This is a genomic window from Dyella acidisoli, assembly GCF_030160295.1.
Classification (GTDB): Bacteria; Pseudomonadota; Gammaproteobacteria; order Xanthomonadales; family Rhodanobacteraceae; genus Dyella_B; species Dyella_B acidisoli.
Genome location: NZ_BSOB01000001.1, coordinates 1 through 16,711 on the forward strand (window position 1 = coordinate 1; position 16,711 = coordinate 16,711).

Sequence of the window (16,711 nt, forward strand, 5' to 3'; positions counted from 1 at the left end):
CGATGACACCCTGAAACGGATGATTATTAACGAAATATCAGTCGGTTAACGATGGTGACGGGTGTTTTTACCGGACAGTACTGGGGCCAGCAAAGAAAAGTGACTCGGGCCCCTTAGGGTCCGAAAGCGCCGCAGGCAATCCCCCAACACCACGACATGCCCAGCCGAGGCCCCATGCTAATCAGGCCCCTTCGGAAGAGAGGCACGCAATGCAAACTTTCCCGAATAGCAGTGCGCAGGTTGGGGGGCGGCATCAACCACCCAACATCCAGCGCTGAAACCAGCGACGTTTGATGGATGGCTGAACAGCATAAGCCGCATGCCGGGACAAGCTCAGTTCAACCGTGGTGCCTCGCGGACTGGCACTCCGGATGACCAGCTGACCACCAAGTTTCGCCGCGCGTTCACGCATGCCCGCTACGCCCCAATGCCCGTCTTGTTGCTGCTCCTGGATCTTTTGTTCGCTAATGCCGATGCCGTTATCCGTGACATTCGCGATGAAGGCGTCAGAGGTGTAGTAGATGGACACGAGCACCCATTCGGCCTCGGCATGTTTGAAAGCGTTGATGACGCTTTCCCGCACGATGGCGATGGTTTCCTCGCACACTTCGGGGCGAAGCGGGCGTGACTCGCCTTCGACACGGATGGAGAAGTGTGTGTTCGAATGCATAGCCGCATCGTTACCAATGGCCTCCAGCTTTGCCATAAGGCCTGCATGACCGGATTCTGCTTGCCGAAGCGCGCTGATCGCGTCGCGTCCTTCGATCAGGACACCACGCATTTTTTCTTCAATTTGAGTTACTCGAAGCCGCTGGGCATCCGACAACTCGCGGCTGTTGGAAAGCGTTTCGACTTGCAGCAGCATGCCTTGCATGCCTTGAAGCAGCGTGTCGTGCAGATCGCGTGCTATGCGCTCACGCTCGGATAGCCGCTCTTCCATCAGCAGGTGGTAACGCCGCTCGAGGAACCGGAGCCGAAGCAGGTAGATCAGCGAGAGGGCCAGCACGACAACACAAGCCACCAATACCTTAAACCAAAGTGTCTGGTAGAAGGCTGGCATGATCGTGAAATTCAACGTCGCCGGTTGCGGGCTGGCAACGCCGTCTTCGTTGAGTGCAGAAACTTCAAAGCGGTAATTGCCGGGTTGCATGTTGGCGTAGAAGACTTCGCGCCGACCACCGTCGTCCTGCCAGTCGCTATCCACTCCCTTGAGCCGATATCGGAAATGCACACGTTCCGGCATGGACATGGCGGGTGCGGTATAGGCGATGTGAATGCCGTGCGTCGTCGGCGGCATGGACGGCACGGATTGCGCCGGCCAGGTGGATTTCGCCGCGGTGAGCGTGCTGATCGTAACGTCTGGCGCAATCGTGTTGCGCCGGATATGCGACGGGTCGATCCAGGAAAGATTCTGCTTGGTCACCACCCAGATTCGACCATCCGTGCTTTCGGTCATGGTCGGGCCGGGACGAATGGGAATGGCCACTCCGTTGATGCCATCCGCTTGCGTGAAGAGTTCGTAGCTGGGTCGGTAGCCTGGCTGCTTGAGCCATTTCGCGATCTCATCAGCGCCTATCCGATAGACACCATCAGGCCCATTGAGCCATAGCTCGCCGGTTCGTGTTTCGACGACACCCGACATGTCGCGGAAGGTGTTGTCGTTTTTACCAACCAGACTCGTGAATGCGCCTGAGGGTGATAAGTAAGCGACGCCATTATCGCCAGTGGCCCAGGCGTGCGTGCCGCGCACATAAAGGCTAAGCACGTTCCCGACGTTCAAGCCATTGCGGATGTCGTAGAGCGTGACGTGATCATGATCGACAACAGCGATGCGGCTGCCGGGATAAGTCAGCCAGATGCGGCCGGATTCATCACTAAGCACGCGAATGGCCGGGCCTTCCGGCAAAGCCTTCAGGCCGCCGTCGAGGGTCCAGCTTCCCTTGGATAATTTGAAGACGCCTACTTTGACGATGGATACCCACACATCGCCCGCTGCGTCTTCCGCGATACCTTGGCAACCCTGCAGGACTTGCTCGCCGTGCTCATCAGCTACGGTGCCGGGTGGCGGAGGAATGTGGGCGATGTGCGAGCCGTCGTAGGTTTCCAGATCATTTCTTCCCGGCATCCAGACAACGCCGCGACGGCTCACCATTGAACAGTCCGCGCCAAGTGCGAAGCCGGCAATGCGGGTAGGGTTCTGATCGGCCTTGATATCGCCCTCGATGTGCAGGCCATATTCCCGAAGGCTGCCTACCCATACACCACCCTTTGCATCAGCGGCGATGGTTAGGTTAGACATGCTGCCCGGAAAGTGGAAGGGCGTGAATTTCCCGATCGTGAAGCGATCGACGCCATCTTCTGTCCCTACCCAAACGTTTGATTCGCGATCCATGAAGTAGACGAGACCATATTGGCCCGTCAATCCATCACGCTGATCGAAGTGTTCCTCCGAAGAGGGTGAACCGCTTCCATCGTTCCATCGTACGCGCGTGATGCCTTCCTTATCTTCGTGAGTGAACCACAGTGCACCGGATGGATCGCGCAGGCTTGCCCAATAGGGATTATTGTCCTTGTTCAGCGCGATGCCAGGTGGAAGCCCGATGAGATCGTGCATGGCTTGCGAAAGGTCGACAATGTGAAACTGGTGGTTTTGCTGGTCGAGTACGTAAGCGGTTTTGCTGTCGAACAGATAGATGTCGCCGTTGACCTTTCCGAACCATCGCGGGTGCTGGCCGGGATAGCCCTGGGAAGGGCCTATCGTTTCCCAGTGATCGTTTTTTTGCCTGGCAACACCACGTGTCGTTGCAATCCAGAGCGTCCCATCAGCGGTTCGCACAAAACCTATGACGCTACCGCCGGGCAGATCTGACGCAGGAATGTTCGATAGCTTTCCGTCATGCAGCACACTGATGCCACCGAATGTGTAGCCCATCCACAGATCGCCATTCGGCTCCGCATAAAGAGAAAAAATATTCGTGGAAGGCAGCAGGCGGGTCACGCTCTTGTCAAAGTGCACCCCGTCAAACCGGTACAGGCCGTTCTGGCTTGCAAACCACAAAAAGCCGTCAGGTGTTTGGACGATCGCCGAGGTGTGCGAGGGGGCGCCATCCCGGGTTGGATAGGCGTGATGCTGCAGCTGGCTCAGCTGCAATCGATAAGGTGTTTGCGACGATAGCGGAACGATGGCGTGCGGCGGCTCGGCCGGCTTGGCCGCTGGTGGAAAACAAAGCGCTGCCAGAAGAAGGCACGCGAACGCCGAACGCAGGTATCGGAGCTGGTTGCCGACTCTTCGCCCGACCGGCAGAGGGGCCGTTCTGCCTACGGCATGCATGTTCGCTTGGACAACCATGACTCGTGGAAGATGCCCGATTCGCTTGGACAACCATGCTTGAAATTGGAAAAAACTGCTACCGCTTGAGACGCACAACTACCCGTTTGGGGGACGAGCGATAGCGGGGTGCTGGATAGAGTGGGAAACGAGTCGGCAGATAACCAGGGTGCCTACCATGAACGTCCCAGCCGCCGTTATTCACGCACCGCGAAAGGCGGAAACCGCATACGCCATAGCGTGGGGATTCGCTGCCGTCTTCTACTTCCTGGAATATGCGTCGCGCTCGGCGCCCGCCGTGATGATCCCCGAGCTGGCGCAGGCGTTTGGGGTTACCGCGCTCGGTGTGAGCGCCATCCTGGGTACGTACTACTACACGTATTCCACCACCAGCCTGGTGGCCGGCATCCTGCTTGATCGTTTTGGCGCTCGCTACGTTGTGCCTTCCGGCATGGCGCTGCTTGCCGCCGGATGCGTGCTTTTCGCCGTTCCCCAGGCTTCGATGGGAAATATCGGGCGCCTCCTGCAAGGTGCGGGTTCGGCGTTTGCATTCACCGGCGCGGTGTATCTTGCATCGCACGGGTTCTCCGCCAAGAAGCTGGCGACGGCGATCGGGTTCACACAGTGCTTCGGCATGTTGGGCGGCACCATGGGGCAGATTGCCGTAGGGCCGCTCATTCATGGTGTTGTGGGTATCGGCCAATTCTGGATGGGATTGGGTGTCGTGGTGTTGCTGGTGGCAGTGGGCTTGCTGCTGGTGACGCCGCGCGAAGCGCATGCGGCCGTGGCCGGCGAAAAACGCAGCTTCCTAGAGCCTTATAAAGTCGTGCTCAGCAATCCGCAGTCATACATATGCGGCATTGTCTCGGGTCTTCTGTTCGCGCCTACGACGATTGGTGACATGGTGTGGGGCGTTCGCCTGTTTCAGGAAGACCGGCTATTCAGCTATCACGACGCCGTTTTCGCCATCTCGATGGTGCCATTCGGTTGGGTTTTCGGATGCCCACTCTTCGGATGGTTGGCCGATGCGCTTCATCGTAGAAAGCTCGCGCTTCTTATAGGTGTAAGCGCGATGCTTGTGTGTGCCTTACAGCTGACGTTTCTCCCGGGCGCTCTGCCGAGTTGGGTCACGCTGCTGGTATTCGGCATCGCGTCGGGCGCCGCGATGATTCCTTACACGATTATCAAGGAAGTCAATCCGGACAACGTGAAAGGCAGCGCAACCGGTGCGATCAACTTCATTACCTTTAGCGTTACGGCCTTGCTTGGCCCCGTTTTTTCCAAACATATTGGAAAGACGATCGGTTCATCCATGATCAGCCCCGAGCTGCATTTCTTTAAGTCGGGCTTATTTTGGGTGGGCGTTATCGCACTGGCTTTGCTGGTGTCGTTTGCGTTGCGCGAAACGGGGAAGCGTACTTCCTAGCTGTCATCCCTGCGTGCGTAGGGATAACGAGCAAAAACATCACAAGGTCGAAAAACGTATGCCTCTCTATACGCTGGTTACGCAGAAAGGAACGCTCGACCAGACGGCCAAGGCTAGCCTGGCAAAACAACTGACGACCTTTCACTCCGAATACGCCGGTGTGCCGCAAAATTGGGTACACGTCGTATTTCAAGACTTCCAGCCGGGTGATGGCTTCACCGCCGGCGAACCTGCGGCTACGGCGGCGCTTACGCTGCTGATTCGATCTGGAAGATCAGCCGAATACAAGAAAGGGATGCTGATTCAGTTGTGGAACATGTTTCAGACGGCAACCGGTGCCCCTGACGATCAGATCGTCATAGGGATACAGGAGGTTTCCCCCAGCCAGGCCATGGAAATGGGGCAAATCATGCCTGACGTTGCAGAGTAATAAGGCAAGCGTAGTCCCGATCTTCAGTCGCGGGGTTATATCGTCGGGGAGAGCTTCTCTAGAAAATCCATCTCCAACTCGCCTTCGTACGTTTCAGCCCCGACCTTCAAGGCTTCCTTCACGCGCGCTTGTGACACCTCGCTGGCGACACTCAAATCGGACTCATGGGCTTCCGACGTCCCCCCGCTTTTGGGTCGCTAGGCGGATACACCTTTTCCGGCTTGCCGTTGACGCCACGCTTCGGGTTGCAATGGGATGAAGCATCCGGCGACCGCAATCTGGCCGATCACCACGTAGGCACCTTCAATCCGCTTTTCCCGAATGGCTACTACGTGACATTGTCCGGTTATACGGGCTATACGAATTTTATCCACGCCAAGCCGTCCATTACGCTCAATCCGTTGCAGAAATTAAAGCTGATCGCTGCGATCGGTTTGCTGTGGCGTCAGACGACGCACGACGCTATATACGCGCAACCGGATATTGCCGTGCCTGGTACGGCGGGCGAGGGCGGGAAGCGAAGCAGTACCTATGCACAGCTTAAGGCGACTTGGGCCGTTTCGCGCAGCCTGTCGTTCGATGCTGAATTCGATCGGTACTGGGTTGCCGAGGCGCTCAGGCATGTAGGCGGGCATGACTCTGACTTCTTTGAGCTTGAACTTCACTGGGGGTGGTGATTTATGCAAGCTCGCTGTGATCTTTCAAATCGCGCAATCGCTGAATTTTCGCGTTTCATTTCAACAAAACCGATTCGTCGCCCCGGCGAAGGCCGGGGGCCAGTGACGTTGACGGACATCCAAGTCGCTAGGTCCCGGCCTTCGCCGGGACGACGAACTTAGAAGTATGGCGAGCAGAATGAATTGAAGAACATGAGGAATAGCACCATGTTGAAAATGCCAAAGCTTCCAACGCTGCTCAGCTTCAATGCCGGCTATATCGATACAGCCGGCTTTCTGGCGCTGCACGGCCTCTTCACAGCGCATGTAACTGGCAACTTCGTGACGCTGGGCGCTGCGATCGTGTACAGGTCGAGCGGAACGCTGCCGAAGATTTTGGCGATTCCCGTGTTTTCTTTGGTTGTCATCTGCGTGCGCTTGCTGCACTACAGGCTGGAGAAGCTTGGCAAGCCTGTCTTGCGAACACTATTCCTTGTGGAGTTGGTGCTACTGATTGTGGGCGCATGGCTGGCATGGGCACTTGGTCCGTTCCCTGATGCCGACAATATTGGGACGGTCGTCGTCGGCATGATCTTCGTTACCGCCATGGCGCTCCAGAACGCGGTGCATCGTGTCCATCTTTCCTACGCGCCGCCGTCGACGCTTATGACGGGAACCACCACGCAGATCATGCTGGACCTGGCGGACAAGTGGCATGGCGGTTTAAGCGAAGAGCAGGCAGCGACGGTCAATTCCCGTCTTGCCCGGTTCAGTGCAAACGTTGCCGTGTTCGCATTCGGATGTGGATGCGGTGCGCTGCTGTTTGCCGTCGTCAGCGTGAAATGCTTCGCGTTGCTGCCTCTCTCCGCTGCCCTGGCTTACGTACACAACGAAGCAAAAACCAAATCATGACCGAGATATCACCGACGCGGTTTTGGTTTGACTGCATCGAGTAGAAGCACAATCCATATCAGGACGACAGTTTCGTCCAATACGTTAATCGGCATTCGCGGCATGGTAACGACACAACTCCCATCGATGTTGTGTCAGACCTTCAAGCAGGTACCGCATGTCCGAAGTCGTCAAAGAAAGCCAGCACAGCGCTGGCGCCAAATCCACCGTCCCCCGCCTCTTTGTGCTCGAGATTAATGCCGGGCGCATTCACGTCATGAATACGGATGGGTCCGATCGTAAAACCATCGTAACGGATTGCCGTATGCCCGACGGCATCGTCGTCGATGTTGATGCAGGTCACATCTACTGGACCAACATGGGCGTTCCCAACCTCAACGACGGATCGATCGAGCGTGCCGACATCGACGGCCGAAATCGCACGATGATCGTCGCGCAGGGAGACACTCACACGCCGAAGCAGATCATTCTCGATAAGCGAAACGGCAAGCTATATTGGTGCGATCGAGAGGGCACGCGCGTCATGCGCTGCAATCTGGACGGATCGAAGCTGGAGACGCTCATCGAAGTAGGGCGCGGCGAAGCCGATAGCAAGGATAAGACAAAGTGGTGCGTCGGCCTGACGATCGATGCGGAACGCGGGCATATCTACTGGTCGCAAAAAGGTCCGGACAAAGCCGGGCTCGGCCGCATCTTACGCGCCAATGTCGAAATTCCCGCCGGCGAAACGGCTGCAGCCAGATCCGACATTGAGATCTTCTTCGATGGCCTGCCGGAGCCGATCGATCTTGAGCTCGACGACAAGCACCGCGTCCTCTACTGGACCGACCGCGGCGACCCTCCGCACGGCAACACGGTCAATCGCGCGTCCATCGACAACAAGCCGGCCGAGCCGGAGATCGTGATAACGCATCTGATGGAAGGCATCGGCATCGCCTTGGACGTAGCTGGTGATCGCATGTTCGTGACCGATCTTGCCGGCTCGGTCTATTCGGCGCGTCTCGATGGATCGGAAGAGAAAAATTTCCTCTATGCACAGGGCAACCTGACCGGCATCGCCTACGCCGAAATCCCGAAGGAGAAGTGACATGTCTCATAGCAAGCCCATCCGCCGGGTTGCGATTATCGGCACGGGAGTGATTGGCGCCAGCTGGGCCGCACTTTTCCTTGCAAAGGGGCTGGACGTGGTGGCGACAGACGTTGCGCCGGACGCCGAAGCGGCACTGAAGCGTTTTATTGCAGCGGCTTGGCCTGCGTTGCAGCGGCTTGGCCTCGCGCCGGATGCTTCTCAGAACAGAGTGTCGTTCACGGCGAACCTTGCAGACGCCATCAAAGACGCCGATCTGGTGCAGGAAAACGGACCCGAGCGCATCGAGTTCAAGAAGACGCTCTATCGTCAGCTTGACGAGTTGTTGCATCCCAGCGTCATCATTGCCTCAAGCTCATCGGGCTTGACGATGAGCGAAATTCAATCCGCCTGCGAAAAGCATCCCGAGCGCTGCGTTATCGCGCATCCATTCAATCCGCCTCACCTGGTTCCTTTGGTCGAGATTGTCGGCGGAGCAAAGACGTCGAAGGATACGATCGACCGCGTAGCAGAGTTTTATACGAGCCTGGGCAAGCGAACTGTCCGCTTGAACAAGGAAGTGCCGGGGCATGTGGCGAACCGTTTGCAAGCCGCGTTGGCGCGAGAGGTCTATCACCTTGTTGCCGATGGCGTCGTCAGCGTCGCCGATGTCGACACCGCATTGTGCTGGGGACCTGGTTTGCGCTGGGGCATCATGGGCCAAGTGCTGCTCAATCATCTTGGTGGTGGCCAAGGTGGCATCGAGCACTTCTTCCAGCAATTCACCGGGCCCATGACCGCCTGGTGGAAGGTGCTGGGGTCTCCCGAACTTACTCCCGACGTCCAGAAGAAACTGATCGACGGCCTGCATGCCGAGATCGGTTCGCGTTCCATCGACGAACTTGCGTCGGAACGCGATGAGGTACTGCTCGGACTGCTTGAGCTGCGCAACAAAGTTGAGAAATCGAGCCAAGTCAAATCGGCAGCGCCGGTCGCTTGAGGCTGGGCGCGCCCGTCTGGATCGATCACATATTTTCATCTTTTCCGGCTTTCGAGCCGAAGAAATCGGAGTTCCCAATGTCCGCAGCAGCAACCGCAGCAAGCAAGGTCGACGGACCGAAGCCCATACCTGTACCGAACGGCGATTTCTATCTGCTGGTCGAGCTTCTCACTGAAGAGGAGAGGGCCGTCGTCAAAAAAGTGCGGACGTACATGGAAACCAAGGTCCGACCGATCATCAACAAGTATTGGTCGGATGATGCGTTTCCGTTCGAACTGCTGCCGTCGTTCAAGGAACTTGGCATCGGCGGGCTTGGCTATGAAGGCTATGGCTGCGCAGGCGGAAGCCAGAAGTTGTTTGGTTACGTCGCGATGGAAATTGCGCGTACCGACGCATCGATGTGCACGTTCTTCGGCGTACACAGCGGCTTGGCGATGGGCTCGATTTATCTCGACGGATCGGAAGAGCAGAAACGGAAATGGCTGCCGGCTATGGCGCGTTGGGAGAAAATTGGTTGTTTCGGGTTGACCGAGCCACTGGTCGGTTCGGGAACTGCCGGCGGCTTGACCACGACGGCGAAGCGCGACGGCGACAACTGGATTCTCAACGGTCAGAAGCGATGGATCGGCAACTCGCCATGGTGCGATATCTCGATCATCTGGGCGCGGGACGTAGCCGACAATCAAGTCAAAGGCTTCATTGTCGAGAACAAGACTACGCCGGGCTTCAGCGTTGAGAAGATGGAGCACAAGATCGCACTGAAAGTGGTCCAGAACGGTCAGATCACTTTGACAGACGTGCGTGTGCCGGAGGCGAACCGCCTGCAGGGCGGCAACTCGTTCCGTGATACAGCACGCGTGCTGCGGATGACACGGTACATGGTGGGCTGGGCTTCCACCGGTATCCAGATGGGTGCGTTCGAGGCAACGCTCAAATACACGCAGGAGCGATCGCAGTTCGGCAAGCCGATCGCTTCGTTCCAGATGGTACAGGACATACTTGCAAAGATGCTCGCCAATGTGACGGCGTGCCAGTGCTTGATGCTGCGGCTCGCGCAACTCGATGACGAGGGAAAACTCAGCGATCACCAGGCGGCACTCGCAAAGGCGTTTTGCACGGCCAAATCGCGTGAGACCGTTTCGTGGGGACGCGAGCTGCTGGGTGGCAACGGCATTCTTGCCGACTACGACGTCGGCCGTTTCTTCGCTGACGCCGAAGCCCTCTATTCCTATGAAGGTACGTATCAGATGCAGAACCTGATCGTCGGTAAAGCCATCACCGGCTACGGCGCTTTCGTTTGACGCGCGCCACGGCGATCAGCCAGAAAATGTGAGGAGATGAAAATGCCTGAGATCGTGACCGAACGCCTCGAGAACATACTTCGAATCCAGTTCAATCGACCGGAAAAGAAGAACGCGATGACGTTTAACATGTACTCGACCATAGCCGAGCTGCTCAATGCCGCTGCCAAGGACGACGAAACGCAAGTTGTGCTTCTGCACGGCGTCGGCGATGCATTTTGCGCGGGTAATGACCTAGAGGATTTCCTCCACCATCCGCTTAAGGGCGACGACAGCCCGCAGGGCCGCTTCCTCGCCGCGCTGATCGCGTTCGACAAGCCGCTTATCGCGGCGGTGCATGGCGTCGCCATCGGCGGGGGCACGACCATGCTCACGCACTTCGACTTCGTGTACGCCGCGGAACACACGCGATTTCAGATGCCTTTCGTGAATCTCGCCCTGGTGCCGGAACTGGGAACGAGTTATTGGCTTCCCGCACAGATTGGCTATCTCGCCGCAGCGGAGTTGGTTCTACTGGCACAGCCGTTCGATGCACGCCGCGCCGCGGAGCTGGGGTTCGTCACTCGCGTCGTGGCGGAAGCAGACCTCATGGCAACGGCGCTGGACACAGCACACAAACTGACACGGCAGCCAGCCGGGGCGGTGTGCGCGAGCAAGCGACTGATGAGGCGCACCTTGAGCGCTCAAATGGCGGCCGTTGCGGAACTCGAGTTCCAGGAATACGCGTCGCGTTTGCAGTCGGGTGATGCCAAGGAAGCGATCACGGCATTCCTGGAAAAGCGCAAGCCCGACTTCACAAAGTCCAAGGCTGCAGCTGGAGGATCCTTACAATGATTGCTTCGACACTCGAACCTTCTTCAGCGACGGGGCTGAAGCTCGAGAATGTTGTGTACGAGAAAAGGGGTTCGATCGCCCAGGTGACGGTTAATCGGCCCAAGGTGCTCAACGCGCTAAATACCGCGACCTGGACTGATTTGCAGACTGCATTCGAAGCTGCGAAAGCAGATGCTTCCGTGCGCGGCGTGATCCTCACCGGCGCGGGCGACAAGGCTTTCATCGCGGGCGCCGACATCAGCGAACTCGCGCATCTTGGCGCTTACGAGGCGGAGGAATCGAGCCGCCTCGGGCAGCGCGTGCTGGATCTCATCGAAAATCTAGGCAAGCCCGTGATCGCGGCAATCAACGGCTTTGCGTTGGGTGGCGGCTGCGAGACGGCCATGGCCTGCACGATGCGGATCGCTGCGGAAAGCGCCAAATTTGGGCAGCCCGAAGTGAAATTGGGTTTGCTGCCCGGTGGTGGCGGAACGCAACGTTTGCCGCGTCTGGTAGGAAAAGGGCGCGCGCTACAGCTCATCCTCACCGGCGAAACGATTTCCGCGCAGGAGGCCTACCGCATCGGCCTCGTCAACGAAGTTGTTGCTGCAGCCAGCCTTATTGAACGCGCCGAGACCATCCTCAAGCAAGTCGCGGCCAACGCACCGATCGCCGTGAAGTTCTCCCTGGATGCCGTGAACAAGGGGCTGGACATCAGCCAAAGCGAAGGCCTTGCGCTGGAAGCGGCCTACTTCGGTATTTGCGCTGCCACCGAAGACAAGCAGGAAGGCACCTCTGCCTTTCTGGAGAAACGTGCGCCTCAATTCCATGGGCGATGAAGCAACCACCGCACACAACGATTCAGAAGAGACAGACATGGCAAGCGACAATATTTTTTCCGGGCTGAAAGTGGTGGATCTGGCGAGCTTCATCGCGGGCCCCAGTGCCGCGGTGATCCTGTCCGACTTCGGTGCCGACGTGATCAAGGTGGAGCCGCCGAGTGGCGACCTGTGGCGACACGCGAACAACATGCCGCCACAACCGGTCGCCGAGGATGCATACCCCTGGCATTTGGCCAACCGCAACAAGCGCGGCATGGCGCTCGACCTGAAATCGCCAGGCGCCCGGCAGGTGATCGAAAAGCTCGTCAAATGGGCCGACGTTCTGATCGTCAATACGCCGCACCCGGCACGCGCGCGACTCAAGCTTGAATATGAAGATGTGGTGGGATGGAACCCGCGCCTGATCTATGCCGACATTACAGGATTCGGCGAGAAGGGGCCTGATGCAGATCTCCCGGGCTTTGACATCACCGCGTACTGGGCTCGCAGCGGTTTGCTGTCGATGACACGCGACGCCGGCGCGCCACCCACCTGGCCGGTGGCGGGCAGCGGTGACAATGCAACCGCAGTCGGGCTTTATTCCGCGATTGTTACCGCACTGTATCGTCGCGAGCGTACGGGCGAGGGCGGACGTGTCACGACTTCGCTACTTGCGGAGGGTGTCTGGTCTGCAAGCGTTTCGATCCAGGCTGCACTGTGTGACGCGAAGTTCTTTGGATTGCACGACCGCAAGAGTCCTGCGAATGCGGTGATGAACGTCTATCGCGCCGCCGATGACACATGGTTCGTTCTCGTCGTCACTTCCGACAAGTTGGAAGCCGTGGCAAAAGCGATCGGCCGCCCTGATCTCCTCACCGATCCGAGATTCTCCGACCCGGCGAAGCTGATGATAAACAGGCCGCAGCTCACCGCCATCCTGGACGAGGTTTTCGGCGCGCAGCCGATGGAGTATTGGTACAAGGTGTTCAGTGGCGTCCATGTGACGTTCGGTGCGGTGCGCAATCCGCAAGAGGTCATCGATGATCCGCAGCTGCGCGCCAACGACATCGTCGTTCCGCTCGAGGGCGCGGGTGGCAAACTGACGTCCACCATCAGCAGTCCGCTTCAAATACATGGCGTCGCCAAGGTTTCTGCAAAGCGTGCCCCACATATTGGCGAGCACAATGAGGAGATCCTGCGGCAGCTTGGATTCAGTGCGGACGACATTGATGGTTTGCGTGAGGGCGGTGCGATTCCGAAAGCAAAGGAGCGTGTGGTTTAGCGTTGCGACATTCTTGGGGCGGCGAGGGTCGCATTTGGCTCGTCATCACGGCTTCCGCTCATCGCTGTACAGGAAGATATTCGCAGGCTTGCCGAAAAGCCTAAATGTTCGTCGTCCCGGCGAAAGCCGGGACCCAGCGACTTGGATGCCCCTCAACGTCACTAGGCCCCGGCCTTCGCCGGGGCGACGAATCGGTATTGCTGAAATTAAACGAGAAAATTCCGCAATTGGGCGACATGCGAAAAAATTGAAGGGGCCATTGCCTGCCCTGACAGCTGCTTATCACAAAATAAAACACCAGCCTCCCACATTGCCGTAGCATGCAGACACACTATGCCTACTTATAAGCATTGCGTCCCTTGGTCATTTTGTGCGGGAAGAGGTTGGAATGGTCTATTTCGTGGTGTTCCATGCGCGGAATAGGGTCCGAGCGTTCTGCGGGTTGCTGCTGGTCGTCGTCACCCTTTTGCTGTCACGCCAGGTCCTTGCCGATCCGCGTCCATGGACACTTGATCGTTATCAGCACCAGGCATGGACCGGAAAAAATGGCGCACCCACAGGGGTGTCCTCCTTAGCGCAAACGTCGGACGGCTACTTGTGGATTGGCACGGACCATGGTCTGTACCGGTTTGACGGTGTGCACTTCAAGCGCTTCGAGGGAGTGCAGGGAGCGTTGCCACCGGAGAGCTCCGTCTACGACCTGTATGCCAGCAAGGATGGCGGCCTGTGGATCAGTTACGAATCAGGTGAAATAGGTTTTCTCAAAGACGGCCATGTCGCCCATTACGGTGCAAAAGCCGGGCTCCCCAAGCACGGCATTATCGAAGGGTTTGCTGAAGATAATCGCGGCGCGATTTGGCTTTATGGTCTTGGATATCTCTACACACGCGTCGGCGAGCGTTGGGAAAGCATGGGCGGCGATCTGGGGCTCAAGGGTCGTTACGCGACTTTCTTGTATATCGCACGCGATGGCGCATTTTGGGTGGGTACGGGCACGGGGCTGTTTTACCGCGCCGCGAATGCCAAGCAATTTGTGCCCTTGGAACAAGAGGGGTACGTAAGCGACATCGTACCGGCTTCCGACGGCAGCATTTGGGTTGCGCATTTGCGCGGAGCCATCGAGCGCTGGACAACTCATGCCGTCATGCCGGTAAGGGCGCCCGGACACATAGCAACGACCAGCGTGGGGCAAATCAAGTTCGATCCTCAAGGTGGACTGTGGATCAACGGATTGGGCGATGGCGTACGCCATGTCGAGTCCAATGCTATTGGTCAGCAAATGGATCTGTCCGCGCTGAGCGCAAGTATTGAGCTGTTCAACAGTTCCAACGGACTCAGCGGCGACTATGCGTGGCCACTGTTGATCGATCGAGAAGGAAACACCTGGGTCGGTACCGGTGCTGGCGTGGATCGATTCAGCCGGAGTAATTTCACGCCGGCACCTTTCCCGCCAGGCACGCATGACTTCGCATTGGCTGCCGGAGCGGATGGAGCGATCTGGACAGGAAGCTCCTCAAAGCCGGTCATGGAGCTCAAGGGCTCGCAGATCAAAACGTTCGACATCGCGCCTTTCACGCTCGCGGCATATCGGGATCGGGAGGGTGGGGTTTATATCGGCGGGTCCAGCGGCATCTGGAAGATGAGCGATGCAGGTGCTGAGCATCTGACAACCGTCCCCAAGTCGGGTGATGGGAACATGGTCATGGCGATGACCAAGGATCTGCACGGCACGTTGTGGGTATCGATCAGTGGCTCGGGTCCAACCAAGGGGCTGTTTACGTGGTCGGATGGCCAGTGGAAGAAATCATCCATCAGCGGCACGCCACGCACTGCGTTGACCGATGCCGATGGGCGGATCTGGCTGGGTTTCAGGGAAAATCGAATCGTTATCGCTGATGGCGACAACGTCACCACGCTGGGACCTCAGCAAGGCGTGATGATCGGTGATGCGAAAGCCCTTCAGCAGAACGGGCGCCATGTATGGATAGGCGGCAGCGATGGCCTGGGTTACTCGGATGGGCACCGTTTGAACATGGTGGGCCTGGCTGACGGTGGTTCGTTCAAAAACGTTACCGGATTGGTGTTTTCGACGCAGGGCGATTTGTGGGTTCATACGCTGGAAAGTGTTTTTCAGCTTCCTGCAAACGAGGTGCATCAAGTTGAAATGAATCCGTCGTATCCGATGCATTTCCGCAAGTTCGATACGCTGGATGGATTGCCTGGCTCGCCGGCATTGGAAGAGCCGCTTCCTTCGGCCATCCGGAGTGCCGATGGAAGAATCTGGTTCGCGACCAGTAACGGTGTCGTTTGGTGCGATCCCGCACAATTGATCTCCAATCCTCTGCCGCCTCAAGTAGCTATCGATGCTATTGAAGCGGATGGTAAAACCTACACGCCACAAGACGGGCTCGTATTGCCCGCGCATACCAAGAATCTTCGCATCACCTTTTCCGTGTTGAGCCTGACCATGCCGGAGCGCGTGCCGGCAAAAATTCGCATGCGCGGTATGGACAACGATTGGCGTGATGTTGGCTTGCAGCGAGAGATCGTCTACTCGAATCTTGGGCCAGGACACTACCGTTTCGATGTCATCGGGGCCAATGAAAATGGCATCTGGAACAACGCGGGCGCCCACTTCGAGTTCCGCATAACGCCCGCGTTTTATCAGACGTTCTGGTTCAAAGTGCTCTGCGTATGCCTTGCTGCTCTCGCTCTTTGGCAGGCTATTGCATTTCGTGTGCGCCAGGTCAAACGTCGACTGCGCGTTCGCCTGGAAACACGGCATGCAGAGAGGGAGCGGATCGCGCGCGATTTGCACGACACGTTGCTGCAGAGCTTTCCAGCGCTGCTGCTGAAAATGCAGGCCGGCGTAGACCGGCTTCCGGAAGATGCCGCCGAGCGGAAATACCTTAATCAAACCCTGGATCAAGCGCGCGAAGTGATTGTGGAGGGCAGGGATCAAGTCGCCCGATTGCGCTCTGAAGAATCCGGCAATCTCACTGAGGTTCTATCCGCTTTTTCCACGGAACACGCAAACCGCGTGCGGATGACATTGAACGTGTCGGTGAAGGGGCGCGAACGGCGCCTAAAGAAAGAGATTTTTGAAGAGGCTTCCTTCATCCTGAAAGAAGCCATGATCAATGCCTATAAACATTCCGGCGGAAATCTACTGAGCGTTCGTTTGGATTATCGCTCCGATGCGCTGTTGTTGGAGGTACAAGACAATGGCAAAGGCATCGATGCGGCTATTCTGGATACGGGCGAAAAGCCGGGGCACTGGGGTTTGGTTGGTATGCGAGAACGCGCGAGACAGATATCGGCGAAACTCTCCATCGAGTCGCAACCAGACAAAGGAACCCTCGTTACGCTGCGCATTCCTGGGCGCTTCGCTTATGCAATGTCCCCAAAGGCGAGTCGTTTTTTCTGGTCTACGCGCGACACGGCTGACTAATCTTTTCCCTTCCGCGTGCACCCGCGGAATGCGACCAGCGATTCAGCCTCTACGTGCGTCGTGCAATTACCTCTCATTTCGCTGGCTGTGCGTTGGCCATTTTGCCAGTAAACACAGGATTTACCTGTCTTTTTTGAGTGATGCGCCCGTCTTGTAAACGAGGGCGCAATTTCTTGCAAAAGCGCGTATCGTGGCTGTGCGCATATCTCAAATATGCGTACTTGC

The 16,711-nt window shown here is 57.5% G+C and carries 12 protein-coding genes; 11 read left to right on the forward strand and 1 reads right to left on the reverse strand.

Translation table 11 applies throughout. The annotated features are described in order from the left end of the window. Positions 1 to 253 precede the first annotated feature (253 nt). On the reverse strand, positions 254 to 3,349 hold the full coding sequence (locus tag QQJ86_RS00005; RefSeq protein ID WP_284318831.1) for a sensor histidine kinase: 3,096 nt from the start codon (positions 3,347 to 3,349) through the stop codon (positions 254 to 256). A gap of 157 nt (positions 3,350 to 3,506) precedes the next feature. Between QQJ86_RS00005 and QQJ86_RS00010 the strand changes: the two genes are divergently transcribed. From QQJ86_RS00010 to QQJ86_RS00060, 11 genes are all read left to right on the forward strand, one after another. Then, positions 3,507 to 4,754 (forward strand): MFS transporter, encoded by a 1,248-nt coding sequence (locus QQJ86_RS00010; protein WP_284318832.1) that lies wholly within the window; start codon positions 3,507 to 3,509, stop codon positions 4,752 to 4,754. A 13-nt stretch (positions 4,755 to 4,767) separates the two neighbouring features. Then, on the forward strand, positions 4,768 to 5,184 hold the full coding sequence (locus QQJ86_RS00015) for a tautomerase family protein (protein ID WP_284318833.1): 417 nt from the start codon (positions 4,768 to 4,770) through the stop codon (positions 5,182 to 5,184). A gap of 164 nt (positions 5,185 to 5,348) precedes the next feature. Beyond that, positions 5,349 to 5,861, forward strand: coding sequence for an alginate export family protein (locus tag QQJ86_RS00020; RefSeq protein WP_284318834.1), 513 nt, complete (start codon positions 5,349 to 5,351; stop codon positions 5,859 to 5,861). A gap of 207 nt (positions 5,862 to 6,068) precedes the next feature. Next, the gene (locus QQJ86_RS00025; RefSeq protein ID WP_284318835.1) at positions 6,069 to 6,752 is read left to right on the forward strand and encodes a YoaK family protein; all 684 of its coding nucleotides are present in this window, start codon (positions 6,069 to 6,071) and stop codon (positions 6,750 to 6,752) included. 157 nt (positions 6,753 to 6,909) lie between these two features. Beyond that, complete coding sequence (locus tag QQJ86_RS00030) at positions 6,910 to 7,839, forward strand: DUF5050 domain-containing protein (RefSeq protein ID WP_284318836.1); 930 nt, start codon at positions 6,910 to 6,912, stop codon at positions 7,837 to 7,839. Position 7,840: 1 nt separating this feature from the next. Beyond that, positions 7,841 to 8,818: a 3-hydroxyacyl-CoA dehydrogenase NAD-binding domain-containing protein gene (locus tag QQJ86_RS00035; RefSeq protein ID WP_284318837.1), complete on the forward strand. Its 978-nt coding sequence runs from the start codon at positions 7,841 to 7,843 to the stop codon at positions 8,816 to 8,818. Positions 8,819 to 8,895: 77 nt separating this feature from the next. Further along, positions 8,896 to 10,119, forward strand: a complete 1,224-nt coding sequence (locus tag QQJ86_RS00040; protein WP_284318838.1) for an acyl-CoA dehydrogenase family protein — start codon at positions 8,896 to 8,898, stop codon at positions 10,117 to 10,119. A 42-nt stretch (positions 10,120 to 10,161) separates the two neighbouring features. Beyond that, the gene (locus QQJ86_RS00045) at positions 10,162 to 10,953 is read left to right on the forward strand and encodes an enoyl-CoA hydratase-related protein (protein WP_284318839.1); all 792 of its coding nucleotides are present in this window, start codon (positions 10,162 to 10,164) and stop codon (positions 10,951 to 10,953) included. After that, positions 10,950 to 11,771, forward strand: coding sequence for an enoyl-CoA hydratase-related protein (locus QQJ86_RS00050; RefSeq protein WP_284318840.1), 822 nt, complete (start codon positions 10,950 to 10,952; stop codon positions 11,769 to 11,771). Before QQJ86_RS00045 ends, QQJ86_RS00050 begins: the two co-directional genes overlap by 4 nt. Further along, on the forward strand, positions 11,746 to 13,035 hold the full coding sequence (locus tag QQJ86_RS00055) for a CaiB/BaiF CoA transferase family protein (RefSeq protein ID WP_284318841.1): 1,290 nt from the start codon (positions 11,746 to 11,748) through the stop codon (positions 13,033 to 13,035). The genes QQJ86_RS00050 and QQJ86_RS00055 overlap by 26 nt, the downstream gene beginning before the upstream one ends. A 388-nt stretch (positions 13,036 to 13,423) precedes the next feature. Beyond that, positions 13,424 to 16,486 carry a sensor histidine kinase gene (locus QQJ86_RS00060; RefSeq protein ID WP_284318842.1) on the forward strand — a complete coding sequence of 1,021 codons (3,063 nt, stop codon included), beginning with the start codon at positions 13,424 to 13,426 and terminating at the stop codon, positions 16,484 to 16,486. Positions 16,487 to 16,711: the final 225 nt, after the last annotated feature.